The sequence below is a fragment of the Flagellimonas algicida genome, assembly GCF_049629585.1.
Classification (GTDB): domain Bacteria; phylum Bacteroidota; class Bacteroidia; order Flavobacteriales; family Flavobacteriaceae; genus Flagellimonas.
On sequence record NZ_JBMYIX010000002.1, the window covers coordinates 477,557 to 492,389 of the forward strand.

Here is a 14,833-nt window from a genome sequence, read left to right on the forward strand (position 1 = left end):
GGTTCTCAATAGGATAACAAATTTTATTCCAAAATAGTATTATTCCTTTTTGCCGATCAACGAAAAGTCCAAATGCCTTTTCATCAAATCCGTATCCTTTACCATCACATAGACCTCGTCACCCAACTGATACATTCGCTTGGTCCGCTCACCAATAATGGCATACTGACGGTCATCAAAAACATAGTAATCGTCCTTGATGTCCCTGATCCTCACCATTCCTTCGCACTTATTTTCAACAATTTCCACATATATGCCCCATTCGGTAACCCCGGAAATCACACCCAAGAATTCTTGGTCTTTATGATCTTCCATGAACTTGATCTGCATGTATTTAACCGAATCCCTTTCTGCATTGGCCGCCAAGAGTTCCATATCCGATGAATGTTTACATTTTTCTTCATAAACCACGGATTTTGCCGACTTGCCTCCATCCAAATAATACTGCAGTAATCGGTGGACCATGACATCTGGATATCGTCTAATGGGCGATGTAAAATGGGTGTAGTAGTCAAACCCCAAACCGTAATGACCAATATTCTCCGTGGTATAGATGGCCTTGCTCATACTGCGAATGGCCAAGGTATCCACCAAATTCTGTTCTTTCTTTCCCTTTACATCTTCCAACAACTGGTTTAAAGATTTATTGACACTCTTTCTATCCTTAAGGTTGATGCTATGTCCAAATCTGGAAACAACCCCGTTCAAGGCCATTAATTTCTCCTGATCGGGTTCATCGTGTATTCGATATACAAAGGTTTTCTTTTGCTTGCCTATAAACTCGGCCACCTTCCTATTCGCCAAGAGCATAAACTCTTCAATGAGCTTATTGGCATCCTTGGCCTCTTTAAAATAAACACTTTCCGGCTCACTTTTGTCATTGAGATTGAATCGTACCTCAATCTTATCAAATGAAATGGCGCCGGCATCCATACGTGCGGTCCGCATGATTTTGGCCAATCTATCAAAGGTTAAAATAGCCTCCACAATCTCATCGGAAACCGAATACTCTTTTCCTCGAATGGAAATATCCTCTGGAATTTGTGCTTCTCCTGTCTCAATAACATGCTGTGCCTCTTCATAGGCAAACCGTTCGTTGGAGTTGATAGCAGTTCTTCCAAACCACTGGTCCACCAAACGAGCCTTGTCATCCATTTCAAAAACAGCTGAGAACGTATATTTCTCCTCATTGGGCCGAAGAGAACAGGCATTGTTGGACAATACCTCGGGCAACATGGGAACCACCCGATCCACCAAATACACCGATGTGGCCCTATTATAGGCTTCTTCCTCTAAAATGGTATCAGGGAGTACGTAATGGGATACATCCGCAATATGGATTCCAATCTCATAGTTTCCATTCTCCAATTTTTGGAACGATAGGGCATCATCAAAATCCTTCGCATCCTTTGGATCTATGGTAAAGGTAAGTACCTCACGCATATCCCTCCGCTTGGCTATCTCCGATTCCTTAATGGAGGTGTCCAACGTATTGGCAAACTGTTCCACTTCATAGGGGAACTCGTACGGCAGGCCATATTCCGCTAAAATGGCATGGATTTCAGTATTGTGCTCGCCTGGTTTTCCCAAAACCTCAATAATTTCACCATAAGGTGAATCGGCATCATTAGGCCAGTCGCCAATATGTACCAGTACCTTGTCCCCATTATTGGCCTTTTTCATCTTTTCTTGGGGGATAAAGATATCCGTGTACATCCTAGGGTCGGTAGGACGGACAAAGGCAAAGGTTTTCTGTTTGTCCAAAATCCCCACAAAGGAAGTTTTCTTGCGTTCCAATACTTTGGAGATTTCCCCTTCCTGCTTTTTCCCCTTCCTTCTCGGTTTTAAAAATACTTCTACCGTATCACCATGAAACGCCTTGTTCAATCGGTTGTAGGGTACAAAAATGTCATCCTCCAACTCATCAACGATAACATAGCCATTACCGCTGGAGGTCAAATCCATTTTACCAGTAAAATAGGTATGTACAGATGGTTTCTTTTTGTATTTGCCCCTTTCTTCCTCAACAATCCGATCACTGGACTTGAGCTGTCCCAATCGTTTAATGAGTTCATTACGGTCTTGGGTATCCGTAATTCCAAGTTTTGAAGCTATTTGCTTATAATTAAAGCTTTTGGATGGTTCTTTCTCCAGTACTGTGAAAATGCCTCTTGTAATCTCATTCTTCCGCTGACTTCTGGCCCTCTTCTTTTTCTTTGACATTTACATTTCTATTTTTTTGAAAAATACAAATTATAATCCTTGAGGCACTATGATCTATGAACTAATCATAGTCCCCAACCGCTTTTATCAACAATAATCAATATAATCTCTTTTCTTTCTTTTTTAAAAAATTAAAAATGGTGATTATGATAGTATGTTGAAATATGGAATAATATTTCCGAAAAAAAATTGCTTTGAACAGTAAGAGAATTTTATTGACAATTTTTCAGTTACAAATATTTTTAGAAATCAAACGGTTAGGTTTTTTATGAACGATTTTTGATAACCGTTTTCAACATGAATTTATTGAAAACTTAATATGTCTTTAATGTTAATTACTGTAAAATAATGTTTCCAATAGGTTGATTAATTTTTAATGGATTATCGGTTGAACCAAAGGAAATTCTTGTATTGCATGTATTTTTTAGAATTACAAAATTTAATTGCTCCAAGTTTTCTTAAAACGATCAACAAAATGGGTGAAATCGTAATTCCTTGTAAAACAACAAAATGCAAGAATGGCGTGTTTTTTATCAACACATGCACTCAAAAAGAATCGTACCTTTGCAATCCACCATCTTAATACATGCACTATGAAAATTGCCATTGGAAACGATCACGCAGGAACCGACTATAAATTGGCCATTATAGGACTTTTGAAATCCAAAGGTATCGATGTTGTCAATTATGGTACCGATGGTACCGATAGTGTGGATTATCCCGACTTTACGCATCCTGTTGCCTCAGATGTAGAGGAAGGTAAAGTGGATATGGGGATAGTGATCTGTGGAAGTGGCAATGGTGCCTCCATGACCATAAACAAGCATCAAAAAGTTAGGGGTGCCCTTTGTTGGAACAAGGAAATTACGGCCTTGGCCCGGGAGCACAATGATGCCAACATATTAAGTCTACCTGCGCGATTTATTGCGTTGCCGCAAGCATTGGACATGGTAGAAACTTTTTTGAACACAAAGTTCGAAGGAGGCAGACATGAACGAAGAATAGATAAGATTCCTTGTAGCTAAAAATTGAGGAAGTACAATTCGCATTGGTGCCGATCATTCCAAAATAGTATGGTCTAACATTCATGGAAATAGTTACCAAGACTTTTAACGAACTATCCAACACAGAACTCTACCAAATCATGCGTTTGCGAAGCGAGGTATTTGTGGTGGAACAAGATTGTGTATACCAAGACTTGGACAACAAGGACCAAAAAGCGCTTCATGTAGTTGGATCAAAGGATAATAAAGTGGTGGCCTATACCCGGATTTTTAAACCTGGCGACTATTTTAAAAATTCCAGCATAGGAAGAGTTGTGGTAGGTGCCGATCAGCGTAAATATGGATATGGGAAGCAAATCATGTTGGCATCCTTACAAGCAATAGAACAACGCTTTCCCAATACCATTGTTGAAATATCGGCCCAAACCTACCTTTTAAAATTTTATACTGAATTAGGTTTTGAACGCATAGGGGAAGAATACTTGGAAGATGGGATTCCCCATGTGAAAATGATAAAAAATTAGATTATACCAACCTTTTTGCTACCCCGATTTCAATTAAAAACTCCAATCTTAAAACAAGATTTATAGGTTTTTCCGCTTTGTTTGATTTGGAAAAGAACAGAAACCCCTCTTTTTTGGGATGAAGTTTTTCCAAAATCAATTTTCCATTAGTTTGCGCGTTGTTTCGGATAACTTTGGTCAAATGCTCCTCTGTCAGATTTAAATCCACCAGATGGCCAATCAATTTTTTTCGGTTTACAAAAGTGATGTTGCATGAAGTGAACATCTTTTCTTCATCAGAAAAAATACTGGTGACCAAGGCATAAAAATGCGTTTTTTTGGAATTATCGAATAGCCAGCCATGTTTTTGATATCCATTTTTATGATAAAAAAGTTCAAAAGCAAAAGTGGGCAAACTCTCGTTTACATAATCCAATTGGGCTTTCTCATCCACATAGAATATATTTTTTGAGGTTTTGTGCTCAAGGATAAGATCTATGCCCTGTCGTTGTTGTTTTAGATTTGAAACCCGCTCAAAAGCATATTGCTGTAGGTGCTTTTGGTAATAAAAATCCAGTAATGGGGCCAGTTGTTTTTCTTTGGAAAGGTCGGATAAGAACTTACTTTTCAAGTTGGGATATTTTGTGGAACAGGGCAGAACCTATTTGTTCCACAATACCCACTACAAGGGCGTTACCCATAAAAAATGCACGTTTGGCATCTGGGATTCCATCCAGTAAGGTGTGATTGTCGGGAAACATGTTCAACCGTTCCAGTTCAATGGGGGAGAGTCTTCGTAGTCCCTTGGAGGTTTGGACCACGTGCTTAAACCGGGAAGGCGATTTGCCCCCTTCTCCGGTTATAATGGTTCTGGAAGGTTGATCAAGTGCATCGGGAAACACCATGCTTCCCTCGCTATAATTGTATTCAAAACCTGTACCGGTCTTGCGTATTTCTTTTTTGGCGCCTTTTAAATACGTCCATTTTTCAAGGTCGTTTGTGTCGATATACAAACTTGGGTCAGCCGACCCGTTCTCCAAAATATCTGAAAGCGTGGTACGACTTCCATCGAAGGAAGGAGCTGTTTTTTGGGTATAAACCTTTCCGTCAATGCACAAACCGGTATTTAAAAAAGGAGATAGTTTTTGATTCTTGTTGAAATCGTTCGATACGGAAACCAAATCTTTATCCAAATCAAAAGAGACATGGGGCTTGTTGCTATGTTCAATCGGAAAAGCATTGGAAACTACCCCGTTGGTGAATAACCAATCCTTTGGATGGGCTTTTTTAAGTGAGGTATAAATAGGGGTCGATATATGATAAGCCAGAAAAAAAACGCGCCTTCGGCGCTGGGGCATACCGTAATCTGCCGCATTGATAACGCGCCATTCCACGGCATAACCCAAATCGGACAAGCTGCGCAGCATAACCGCAAAATCACGCCCTCTTTGCGATGATGGAGACTTTAAAAGCCGATCCACATTTTCCAAGAAAAGGTATTTGGGTTTGTTCTTTTTTTCGGTCAGAATACGATGGATGGACCACCACAACACCCCTTTTTTGCCAATAAGTCCTTTAGAGTTTTTGAGTGATGTGGCCACGGAATAGTCTTGGCACGGAAAACCGCCCACCAAAATGTCATGGTCTGGAATTTCTGGGGTGTTAACTTCTTCAATATTGGTGTTGGAATGGTTTTCTGGACCAAAACGGGCCTCATAGACCTTGGATGCATGCTGCGTCTTGGTTGAGGGCTCCCATTGATTGCTCCACACTACTTTGTAGTGTCCGGTTTTTTCCAGACCCAATCGAAAACCGCCCACACCGGCAAAAAGTTCACACACCTTGAGTTGTTGCATGCCCAAAAATAGGATTTATTCTATTTTCTTGAGGTCTGCATCGTACAATCCCACCAAAATACTGTTGCCCTTTTTATCCACTTTTACAGCGCCATATTCTGCGGCCTCATATTTTTCGGCCTCTCCCTCCTGAAAGAAAAAAGATTCCGCGCCAATGTTTATGTTCCATCGATTTTGGGAAGTGTATTCAATAAGATATTCGTTTTGGCCAAGCGGAGCCCTTTCTTTTTGGAACCTTTTTTTCTGGGCAATGCCACGGGTATCCAAGCCCACTACGCAAAACCCGCGTTTGGGAATACTGTCGCTATTGATATCCTCTGAAAGGGTGTACCGCAACCACATATAATCTCCCTGCATCAGGGATCGTGGGTCCACTGGGGCCAACTCCAAAAGAATCAGTTCACCCTGCTCCAAAAGTTCTTCTTTTTTGACAATGGAATGATTAAAAAAGACAAAAAAGGCCACAAGGTTGACCATGATGATGACCGCACTATACTTTTTCATTACCACGGGACTTTTTGGTTAAAAACAAGTAAAACAGCACAAAGACCACCCCAGATGAAAAAAGCAGCATGGACTTGACCAAGAGCGTCAAATTAAGATCATAGTAATATTGTACCACGAAATAGATCAAGGCCACCACGCCAATACCCAAACCTGTTTTGTGATGTACCCTAAAACTGAGCAGCACAATCAAAAGCGCCCCGGAAATGGATGGGGCAAAAAGCGTTGGTAAAAGAGTGAGACCCGTAAGGGTATATATCCAAATTTTGGTTTTTTTGGAATCTACACCAAGGGTTTTTGCAATAGATCCCACCAAGTATAGTATGATAACGATAATTACAAGCGAAGATATCCAATTTATGTTTTGGGATAGAGGGGCAAGTCGGTAATTGCCTATGGCAATAAGGCCAAACAGCAAAGAAAAAATCAACCCAATGCGAAGCGGGCCATATATTTTGGACATCTTGGTCCCGGAAGTCAAAAAAAGAGGTTCATTAAAAAAACAATACGCCAAGGCCAATGCGTAGAAGGTCAAATAAAAGTGCAGTAACTCAAACAAATCGTTGGAAAAAATTAAAACCAAAAAACAGGAGGCAATGATCAATACCGATATGAAGGAGACGATATAGTTCTGAACAATGAACAGAGTACATAAGGCTATGCTGATGACCAGAAGGGTTATAAGGTCCTCATGCATATCAAATGAAGCCAAACCAAAGATTACCAGAACAATGCCAAGCACATAGATGGATGCCCCGAAAGTATCAATGATGAGGGTGTCAAATTTTATGTTCAATAACAGGGACAATACCATAAGGATGCTCCCCAAAAGTAGCATACCCAGTTCAGACTCATAGATGCCCAAAAGGGCCAAAAACCCAAAAAAAGCAAATGTGGCAAATAAGATTCCAAAAACAGAAAGCACCTTGATGACCAGATTGGATCTACTTTTGTGCTGTTTGGCATATTCTGCCTTGATGGCACCTTCGTTATAGGAGAAGGAGGTCCCTTCTACAGCACCTATGGTATCCAAAAAGGGTTCTATGTTTTTCATGTTGTCCATTTGCGTTGAAGTTCCATTAAGGTTTTGATCAATACGGTGACACTGCCAATGATAAACAGGCCAATGATGAAAAACATTCCCGCTTCTTCAGATACATGAAGGAACGAGACGCAGATAATTAGGATGACACTAAAGGGTATTGCGGCTAAATAAAAAGTGCTCTTGTTCTTTAATCCATACCAAACACCTAGAACATAAAACAAACAGGTTATGGCCAATAATTCCCAAAATGGAGATTCAGGGTCGTCAAAAATCCCAATTGAAATGCCCATGGTCGCCAGTGTAATTGCGGATAAACCAATCAGATGGGTACTCCATATCGGGAATTTCATATCAGTTTTATATTTAGATACCAATAAAAAACCAATTAAGAAGAAGAGGTTTATCAGGAAACACAATGTAAGCACAAAAATTTCGGACCAATCTTTGGCCACTTGGTCTGCATAAAGAAACACAGTGGTATTGATCAGTGCAATGTAGATGATCCAAAAAGGAGCAAAGCGGGATATAACGACCCATAGTGTAATGAACAAGACCCAAACCAAAAAGAAATCGTACGCATTGGCCCCGGTCTGATAAACCTGACCAAAGACCGCCAATGAAGCACCGATAAGTACTGCTGCCGCAGTAAGCAATATTTTTTTGATCAATGGGTTTGTTTTGAAAAAAAGTGCCCCTAAAGAAACTAGGAGGACCAATCCTTCCATTAGTCCAAGCTTTACAAATTTGTTAAGGTCGGCCCAATTGTAGGCAAAGAAAAAAATGATTCCCGCAACGGTAAATGAAACCCCGATGCCTAGGAATAAAAGCCTTAAAAATGCCAGCCACGATGATTTATCGGCATAAACAGCATCGGTCAAAGTTTTGGAAACACCTTTTTCCGACCAATTGCTGCAACGGCTTATGATTTGAATATCTTCCCTGGTAATTTTTGACATATCCATTACAATGTACTAAAAAAGGGATATAGACTGGACATATATGAACCTTTCATTTTTTAGAGTATATCCAGGCAAAAAAGTGACACAACAATAGCCGAAAAGAGAAATAGGCCCAATTGCATAAAAAAACCTATTGCCTGCTGGGTTTCGTGGTCCCCCAGATTCTCCAACATTCGTGAAACGGATGGATCATCGGGTAAATACATGATTTCCATACCACTCATCATGGATAGCTTGGCAGTTTTCAGTTTTCCCACTACTTTTTGATCCTTTCCCTTAACAATTTGTCCAGAATAGTCCATAAAAGTGTAGGTAAACTCAACCTTTGGATTCTCATTGATCAATATCCCGGTATCTCTATATTCCTTGATCATTGCCGTAGTACCCAAACCACTATAGAACAGGTCCCAATTTTGCAATTTGGTGGATTTTTTTACAAATAGACCTATTCGTATGAGTACCCATCTAAGGACAATGTAAATAACCAAAAAAACAAAACCCAATTGCCAAACCGCAGAAGCTGCAAAAACCCGTTCGTATTTTTCGGGCAAAAGATAGATTCTTGAAAAGGCTTCGCCCACAAGGAAATAACACCCAGCAATATATCCAATGGTAAACAAACTACAGAATAACATAAAAGCAAAGGAAACAGGGCGCTTAACATACATGGGCAATACGGGATCACGGGGTCTTTTGGTGGGGTCCAGTCCCACATGGATTACTTTGTTGGGCACAAACCGTTCCAACCCGGGCTGGCTATCTCTAAACCGAATGGCCCTATGAATGGTATGACCGGAGAAATTCTCAAAGACAATCTGGAGCTCCAACAAAGGATACTTTCCGGGCTTAAGGGTTTTTGTAGAGAGAATGGTAGCCTGCATTACTGGGGCCAAACCTTTCTTTTGTGCGGTCCAGATGGAAAAATGTGTACGAAAACAATTCGACACCAAAACATAGAGCCAATACAGTAATGTCAGCCCCACAACGGCCAAGGTTATAATGGTGTAGGTCATTAGGGTTAGATTTTAGGAAAAATACGGAAACGAGGAGAAGAATACCCCGCGATCTGACCGTTACCAGCTTTGGGTTGACGAAAAGGCCATTCTATTTGGCCTGTTGCAAGAGGCATTACGCCAAAAACGAAAATTTACTGTAAGATTTCCGAGTACTTGGAAGCATCTGAAAGAAGCTCCTTTGCGGTTAAAATGGCATCATCGTGCTGTAGATAGTAGGCATAGAGTCCGTCCTTATAAAAATAACGGGTGATGATTTCATCTTCCAAATTCTTTTGAATTTCATTCTGATAGGTGTCCAAAGCCGATATTTTTCCCCGGTTTACTGCAAGCAGAAGGTCTTTGTATTTTTCCTGTACATCAGGGCCCAATAGGGTGTCATCAGCGTTGATAGATTGCTCCAATATGGACTCTGTTTCCGTTTGGAAGGAAAAATTCTGTTCTTGGGCGTATTTTTTGAATGCGGTGTAATCAGCATTGGAAAAAGAAAAATCGTCTACAGAATCAAAAGAATGGTCGTAATAATAGTCGGTGGCAAAGTCAAAAACAATATTGTTATGCTCCAAGGCATCTATGAGGGAATTGGTTCGCAAGGAATTGATGACCACATCGGGCATTACCCCGCCACCATCTTGGACCTTTCGCCCATTTCGGGTGGAGAACTCTTTAAAATTGGTGTTTCGCACGGCATTTCCTTCCTCGTCCCGATGCCAGTAATCCAACGCTTGGATGCATCTGCCTGAAGGTGTAAAATAACGGGATATAGTGACTTTCAATTGGGTTCCATAGGTAAGCTTCAAAGGACGTTGCACTAGGCCTTTTCCAAAACTTCGGGCTCCCATGACCACGGCGCGGTCCAAGTCCTGTAATCCACCGGATACAATTTCACTGGCCGAAGCACTGCTACCATCTACCAAGACCACCAATGGGATGTCTTTATCCTCAGGTTGGTTTTTGGTGCGGTATTCCTGATTGAATTTCTTGACCTTGGATTTTGTGGTGACAATGAGCTCACCCTTGGGCACAAAGAGATTGGTCACATTAATGGCTTCTGAAAGCAGTCCGCCTGGGTTTCCACGTAAATCCAACACCAATCTTTCGGCACCACGACCTTTTAGGTCCTGAAGGGCGGATTTGGTCTGGCCAGAAGCCTTTCGGTTGAAACGGGAAAGGACAATATATCCGGTTTTCTCGTCGATCATGTCATAAAAAGGAACAGCATCCACCTCAACGCCTTCACGGGTAATGGTGGCCGTTTTGGTTTCCCCTTGCCTCACAAAGGTTACTTCCACACTTGTATTTGCCGCCCCTTTGAGAAGTTCACCGGCATCATCGTCAAAATCGGAAACCTTGGTCTCGCCAATTTTTATGATTTCATCCCCGGCCTTTAGGCCGGCCTTGTCCGCGGCATACCCCTTATACGGTTCCACAATGAGCAGCTTGCTTTCATAGGAACGTACCACGGCCCCAATACCGGAATATTCCCCAGCATTATTGATTTTATAGGCCTCCACATCCTGTTCGTTCAAAAACTGTGTGTAGGGGTCCAATTCGCCCAACATGTTCTTGATGGCAGAATCCATGAGTTCCGCGGGATTGGTCTCATCCACATAGTTCATGTTCAACTCCTTGAAAAGCGTGGTGAAGATTTCAATCTGTTTTGCGATTTCAAAAAAATCACTCTTTACGGCAAAACCACTGGCCCCCACCAAAACGATTGCCGCTAAAATGGGAATGAGGAGCTTTTTTTTAGTTGTTGCTTTCATGGGATTCTTTTTTTAGAAAGGCTTCCAAAAGTTGTTTCATGGCCATATCCAGCTCGCTAAACGAGGGCTGTCTCTTGCCAAGGTATAAAAATAAGAACGCAAAGTTTCCCTCAATGTTGTTAAAAATGAGGGGCTTGTTGAGCCTGTAGGCTTCCCGTAAAAGACGTTTTATGCGATTGCGATCAACGGCATGCCTAAATTTTTTCTTTGGCGCGACCACACCGACCTTAATGGGTACGCCATCCTTAAAATTGGTGTTTCTGTAGATAAGTTTTATGGGAAATTCACTGATGTTTTTTCCATCCATAAAGAGGTCTTCAAAAACCTTTTTGCTTTTAAGTTTCTCTTTTCTTGGGAAAGTATGCATCAGTATTTATCTAGAGCTTTGTCCAACAAGACAAATTGCTATGCCAAATTACTCAAATATACATTGAGAAAACCTATGGATTGGCTTGATATATGTTGTTTTCAACATTTACATCGGCCATGAGCTGTGATGGATCTATCACCATGGCTTGAACGTTTTCCACAGGCATGTCCAAAGTGAACTCATAGGTTGGATATGCCCAAGGCCAATCCTCCAAGGTTGTTCTTTTTAAATTTTGATAAGGGTTGTCCTTTTCACCGTACATCATCCGCAAAGGAATGTAATAGGTGGTCTGGGAGCCGTCTGCCCCAACGACCAAAATATCCAAGGGCATGGGCATTTCACCAATGCGTTCCAAGGTGACCTTGGTTTTGTCGCCATCAGCCTCAACACTCTTGATGCCGTAATCGATGGTATTGGTGGTCTGGGTCCAATCGGTAAGGTACCAACCCAATTGCATGCCCGATACTTTTTCGGCGGTTCGGATCACATCATTGGGCACGGGGTGCTTAAACTTGAAATCATCAAAATACTTGTGGATGGTCTCCATCAATTTATCCTGTCCAATGATATAGCCCAACTGCGAAAGAAAAACAGCTCCCTTGCTATAGGCCGAAATACCATAGGCAAAGTTGGTGGGATATCGGTCTGCATGAGTGGATTGCGGCATTTCCAGACCAGAGTTCACCAGGGCATAATACCCTTTGTAAGAGCCCTCAAAAGGGTTTTCCGTGTTTTGGTCCATGATTTCACTTTTGCATAAACTACTGATAAAGGTAGTGAAGCCCTCATCCATCCATTCGTGCTTGGACTCGTTGGTGGCCAACACATGTTGAAACCAGGAATGTGCCATTTCATGGACCATGACGCTGACCAAGCTTCCAAAATCCCTGCCCCCAGTGATCAAGGTACTCATGGCGTATTCCATACCGCCGTCACCCCCTTGTACCACAGAATATTGTTCGTAGGGATATTGCCCAATGTTGTTGCTGAAGAAGCGCATGGCGTCTTCGGTTTTGGGTTGCAGTTTTTTCCAGTTTTCAATGATTTCGGGGTCATTTTTGTAAAAGAAATGAAGCACGGGTCCGTCCTGCATTTTTAAAGTGTCATGAATATACTCCGGGTCGGCGGCCCACATAAAATCATGTACGTTTGGCGCCACAAAATGCCAAGTGAGCGTTTTGCCCTTGGTCTTTACCTTGGTTCCGGGGGATTCATATCCGTGTCCAATCTCATCTGGGTTTTGCAGATAACCGGACCCGCCTACAGTATAGGTTTTGTCCAAGGTAAGCTTTACATCAAAATTGCCCCAGACCCCATGGAATTCCCGGGCAATGTACGGGGTGGGGTGCCATCCCTCAAAATCATATTCTGAAAGTTTGGGATACCATTGGCTCATGGAAAGGGCCACACCTTCTTTGCTGTTTCTTCCGGCCCTTCTAATTTGAAGGGGAACCTGACCTTTAAAGGTCATTTCCAAGGTGGTTTTTCCTCCGGAAGGGATGGGCTTGGCCAAATCTACCACCAAAATAGTGCCTTCCTCAACAAAGGAAACCGCTTGTCCGTCTTGGGTAAGGTTTTCCACATGTAAATAACCCATTTCACTTTCCGAAAGGGAAGCAATGCGGCTTTTCCCGTTTTCCATCATGCGTCCATCTGGGTCTTTTATGCTCTGTAGTCGCATGTCCATCTCGCTCCCAGGCTGGAAAGCGTTATAGTACAAATGATAGAATACACGGTTCTGGGCATCGGGAGAATTATTGGTGTAGACCAGTTTCTGTGTTCCGGTATATTGATAGGTCTTTACATCCATGTTTACATCCATGGTGTAATCCACATGCTGTTGCCAATAGGCAGTATTCTGTGCAGAAAGGGTTGTAAGTGTGGTTACAACGGCAAAAAGGAATAGGTGTAGTTGTTTCATTTTATTTTGAATTGCTTTCCAAGGTCATTTTGCCTGTTGCAATGTTATCTGCCAAAAGTAGGGCATTGTAGGCATTGACCATTTTTCCAGATTTTGAAATAGTATTGAAGGCATCTGATTTTGCAGCATCACCAGATAAGATGACAGAGGCCTTTGATCGCAAACCAGATTGCATGATGATATGCTTTACCTGCGTGGCCGTGAGATTGGGATAATAGGAGCGAATCAATGCGGCAACACCGGCCACTGCCGGGGCAGCCATGGAAGTGCCTCCCTGAAACTCATACGTGCTGTTGGGCATGGTGGAATAAATATCGTCACCAGGGGCAAAAACATCCACGTTTTGCTCACCATAGTTGGAGAAAGTGGCCACCATCTTGGAACCATAACTGCTGGTAAGGGCCCCAACAGTGATGACGTTGTCAACGAACTCAACAGTGCCAAACCTATGGTCATTTGGATAGTTGGGGTTTTCGGGATTGTCCAGATTGTTCCCGTCGTTACCTGCGGCATGTACTATTAAAACATCCCTTGATGCGGCATATTGAATGGCATTGTACACCCATTCCGCTTTTGGGGAAAACGACTTTCCAAAGCTACAATTGATGACCTTGGCCCCATTGTCCACCGCATATCGGATGGCGAGAGCAATATCTTTGTCGTATTCATCCCCATTGGGAACGGCACGTAAACTCATGATTTCCACATTTTGGGCCACACCGTTGATTCCTTTGCCATTATTGCGCTCAGCAGCAATGATTCCCGCTACGTGGGTGCCATGGCTTTCGGAATCTACCTGGTTTTTGGGATTGCCGTTTCCATAAGGCACATCGGCTATGTCATAGGGATTATCGCCAATGGGAGCCCTGCCATTAAAGTCTTTGTTGAGGTTATAGTTGACCTGATCGGCAAAGTAAGTAATGCCCTCTTCCAGTTCTTCCAAAACACTGGGAATACTTTCCCCATAGGTGAACATTTGGGATAAAATGGCAACACTTTGCTGCATTTGTTCAGTCTTGGCCTCTATGGCCAACAGCTCCTCTTTGGTATAGGTTTCTTTGCCAAGAGCTTCCTTAACGGTATTATCCGCATTTGTAACCACTTGGAAAATCTGTTCGTACTGTTGTTTGTTCTGTAGAGCCTCCGGGTATTCACCATCCAAAAGGATGCGTGCCTTTGCCCTTTCGGATGCATCACCCACATTCAATCGAAGCATTCTAACATACTCCAATTGTTCATTATAGGCATCGCCAAGAAAATTGTACCCGTGGATGTCGTCCACATATCCATTGCCGTCATCATCCTTCCCATTATTGGGTTTTTCTCCCTTGTTGGTCCAGAGTACTCCGCTCAGGTCTTCATGTTCCAGGTCGATTCCAGAATCCACAACGGCAACAATGATGGTCTTGCCCTTTTTGTTTTTAATGATTTCGTTGTAGGCCTTGTCCACGCTCATTCCGGGAATGGTATCCGTAATGAGGTCGGCATGGCCCCAGCTCTTTTTCTCTGCATCCGAAAGCTCAGAGATTTTTAACGGAACGGTATCGATATTCTCCACAGGAGTGGAAACCAAAGTGGTGGTAGCGCCACAACCCATCAAAAACATTGATGCGGATAAGGAAGCGAGCGAGAGGATACGATAGGTAGGGTTCATATATAAAAAGTAAAC

General features: G+C 42.3%; 13 protein-coding genes. 2 read left to right on the forward strand and 11 right to left on the reverse strand.

Annotated elements, in window-relative coordinates:
• Positions 1-39: 39 nt before the first annotated feature.
• Complete coding sequence (gene rnr / locus ACPD8L_RS10965) at positions 40-2,223, reverse strand: ribonuclease R (RefSeq protein WP_423943368.1); 2,184 nt, start codon at positions 2,221-2,223, stop codon at positions 40-42.
• A gap of 593 nt (positions 2,224-2,816) precedes the next feature.
• On the opposite strand from rnr, the gene ACPD8L_RS10970 reads away from it, so the two are divergent.
• A complete protein-coding gene (locus tag ACPD8L_RS10970) occupies positions 2,817-3,248 on the forward strand; it encodes an RpiB/LacA/LacB family sugar-phosphate isomerase (RefSeq protein WP_423943370.1) in 432 nt (143 codons plus the stop codon).
• A gap of 62 nt (positions 3,249-3,310) precedes the next feature.
• A complete protein-coding gene (locus ACPD8L_RS10975) occupies positions 3,311-3,751 on the forward strand; it encodes a GNAT family N-acetyltransferase (protein ID WP_423943372.1) in 441 nt (146 codons plus the stop codon).
• 1 nt (position 3,752) lies between these two features.
• Here the strand turns inward: ACPD8L_RS10975 and ACPD8L_RS10980 are convergent, their stop codons facing one another.
• From ACPD8L_RS10980 to ACPD8L_RS11025, 10 genes are all read right to left on the reverse strand, one after another.
• On the reverse strand, positions 3,753-4,361 hold the full coding sequence (locus tag ACPD8L_RS10980) for a hypothetical protein (RefSeq protein ID WP_423943374.1): 609 nt from the start codon (positions 4,359-4,361) through the stop codon (positions 3,753-3,755).
• Complete coding sequence (gene dcm, locus ACPD8L_RS10985; protein ID WP_423943376.1) at positions 4,351-5,586, reverse strand: DNA (cytosine-5-)-methyltransferase; 1,236 nt, start codon at positions 5,584-5,586, stop codon at positions 4,351-4,353. Before dcm ends, ACPD8L_RS10980 begins: the two co-directional genes overlap by 11 nt.
• A gap of 15 nt (positions 5,587-5,601) precedes the next feature.
• Positions 5,602-6,090 carry a GDYXXLXY domain-containing protein gene (locus tag ACPD8L_RS10990; protein WP_423943378.1) on the reverse strand — a complete coding sequence of 163 codons (489 nt, stop codon included), beginning with the start codon at positions 6,088-6,090 and terminating at the stop codon, positions 5,602-5,604.
• Positions 6,077-7,144, reverse strand: a complete 1,068-nt coding sequence (locus tag ACPD8L_RS10995) for a DUF4401 domain-containing protein (protein WP_423943379.1) — start codon at positions 7,142-7,144, stop codon at positions 6,077-6,079. Before ACPD8L_RS10995 ends, ACPD8L_RS10990 begins: the two co-directional genes overlap by 14 nt.
• Positions 7,141-8,091, reverse strand: a complete 951-nt coding sequence (locus ACPD8L_RS11000; protein WP_423943381.1) for a DUF2157 domain-containing protein — start codon at positions 8,089-8,091, stop codon at positions 7,141-7,143. The genes ACPD8L_RS10995 and ACPD8L_RS11000 overlap by 4 nt, the downstream gene beginning before the upstream one ends.
• 59 nt (positions 8,092-8,150) lie before the next feature.
• On the reverse strand, positions 8,151-9,107 hold the full coding sequence (locus ACPD8L_RS11005; RefSeq protein ID WP_116216643.1) for a hypothetical protein: 957 nt from the start codon (positions 9,105-9,107) through the stop codon (positions 8,151-8,153).
• 134 nt (positions 9,108-9,241) lie between these two features.
• Positions 9,242-10,873 carry a S41 family peptidase gene (locus ACPD8L_RS11010; RefSeq protein ID WP_293303746.1) on the reverse strand — a complete coding sequence of 544 codons (1,632 nt, stop codon included), beginning with the start codon at positions 10,871-10,873 and terminating at the stop codon, positions 9,242-9,244.
• Complete coding sequence (gene rnpA / locus ACPD8L_RS11015) at positions 10,857-11,240, reverse strand: ribonuclease P protein component (protein WP_116216641.1); 384 nt, start codon at positions 11,238-11,240, stop codon at positions 10,857-10,859. The genes ACPD8L_RS11010 and rnpA overlap by 17 nt, the downstream gene beginning before the upstream one ends.
• A 73-nt stretch (positions 11,241-11,313) precedes the next feature.
• Positions 11,314-13,164, reverse strand: a complete 1,851-nt coding sequence (locus ACPD8L_RS11020) for a M1 family metallopeptidase (RefSeq protein ID WP_423943384.1) — start codon at positions 13,162-13,164, stop codon at positions 11,314-11,316.
• 1 nt (position 13,165) lies between these two features.
• Positions 13,166-14,818: a S8 family peptidase gene (locus tag ACPD8L_RS11025; protein ID WP_423943385.1), complete on the reverse strand. Its 1,653-nt coding sequence runs from the start codon at positions 14,816-14,818 to the stop codon at positions 13,166-13,168.
• Between the last annotated feature and the right edge of the window lie 15 nt (positions 14,819-14,833).

Excerpts from the sequence above, each read along its gene's own strand:
- rnr (WP_423943368.1), bottom strand. The coding sequence starts at position 2,223 with ATGTCAAAGAAAAAGAAGAGGGCCAGAAGTCAGCGGAAGAATGAGATT.
- ACPD8L_RS10970 (WP_423943370.1), top strand. The coding sequence starts at position 2,817 with ATGAAAATTGCCATTGGAAACGATCACGCAGGAACCGACTATAAATTG.
- ACPD8L_RS10975 (WP_423943372.1), top strand. The coding sequence starts at position 3,311 with ATGGAAATAGTTACCAAGACTTTTAACGAACTATCCAACACAGAACTC.
- dcm (WP_423943376.1), bottom strand. The coding sequence starts at position 5,586 with ATGCAACAACTCAAGGTGTGTGAACTTTTTGCCGGTGTGGGCGGTTTT.
- ACPD8L_RS10990 (WP_423943378.1), bottom strand. The coding sequence starts at position 6,090 with ATGAAAAAGTATAGTGCGGTCATCATCATGGTCAACCTTGTGGCCTTT.
- ACPD8L_RS10995 (WP_423943379.1), bottom strand. The coding sequence starts at position 7,144 with ATGAAAAACATAGAACCCTTTTTGGATACCATAGGTGCTGTAGAAGGG.
- ACPD8L_RS11000 (WP_423943381.1), bottom strand. The coding sequence starts at position 8,091 with ATGTCAAAAATTACCAGGGAAGATATTCAAATCATAAGCCGTTGCAGC.
- ACPD8L_RS11005 (WP_116216643.1), bottom strand. The coding sequence starts at position 9,107 with ATGACCTACACCATTATAACCTTGGCCGTTGTGGGGCTGACATTACTG.
- ACPD8L_RS11010 (WP_293303746.1), bottom strand. The coding sequence starts at position 10,873 with ATGAAAGCAACAACTAAAAAAAAGCTCCTCATTCCCATTTTAGCGGCA.
- rnpA (WP_116216641.1), bottom strand. The coding sequence starts at position 11,240 with ATGCATACTTTCCCAAGAAAAGAGAAACTTAAAAGCAAAAAGGTTTTT.
- ACPD8L_RS11020 (WP_423943384.1), bottom strand. The coding sequence starts at position 13,164 with ATGAAACAACTACACCTATTCCTTTTTGCCGTTGTAACCACACTTACA.
- ACPD8L_RS11025 (WP_423943385.1), bottom strand. The coding sequence starts at position 14,818 with ATGAACCCTACCTATCGTATCCTCTCGCTCGCTTCCTTATCCGCATCA.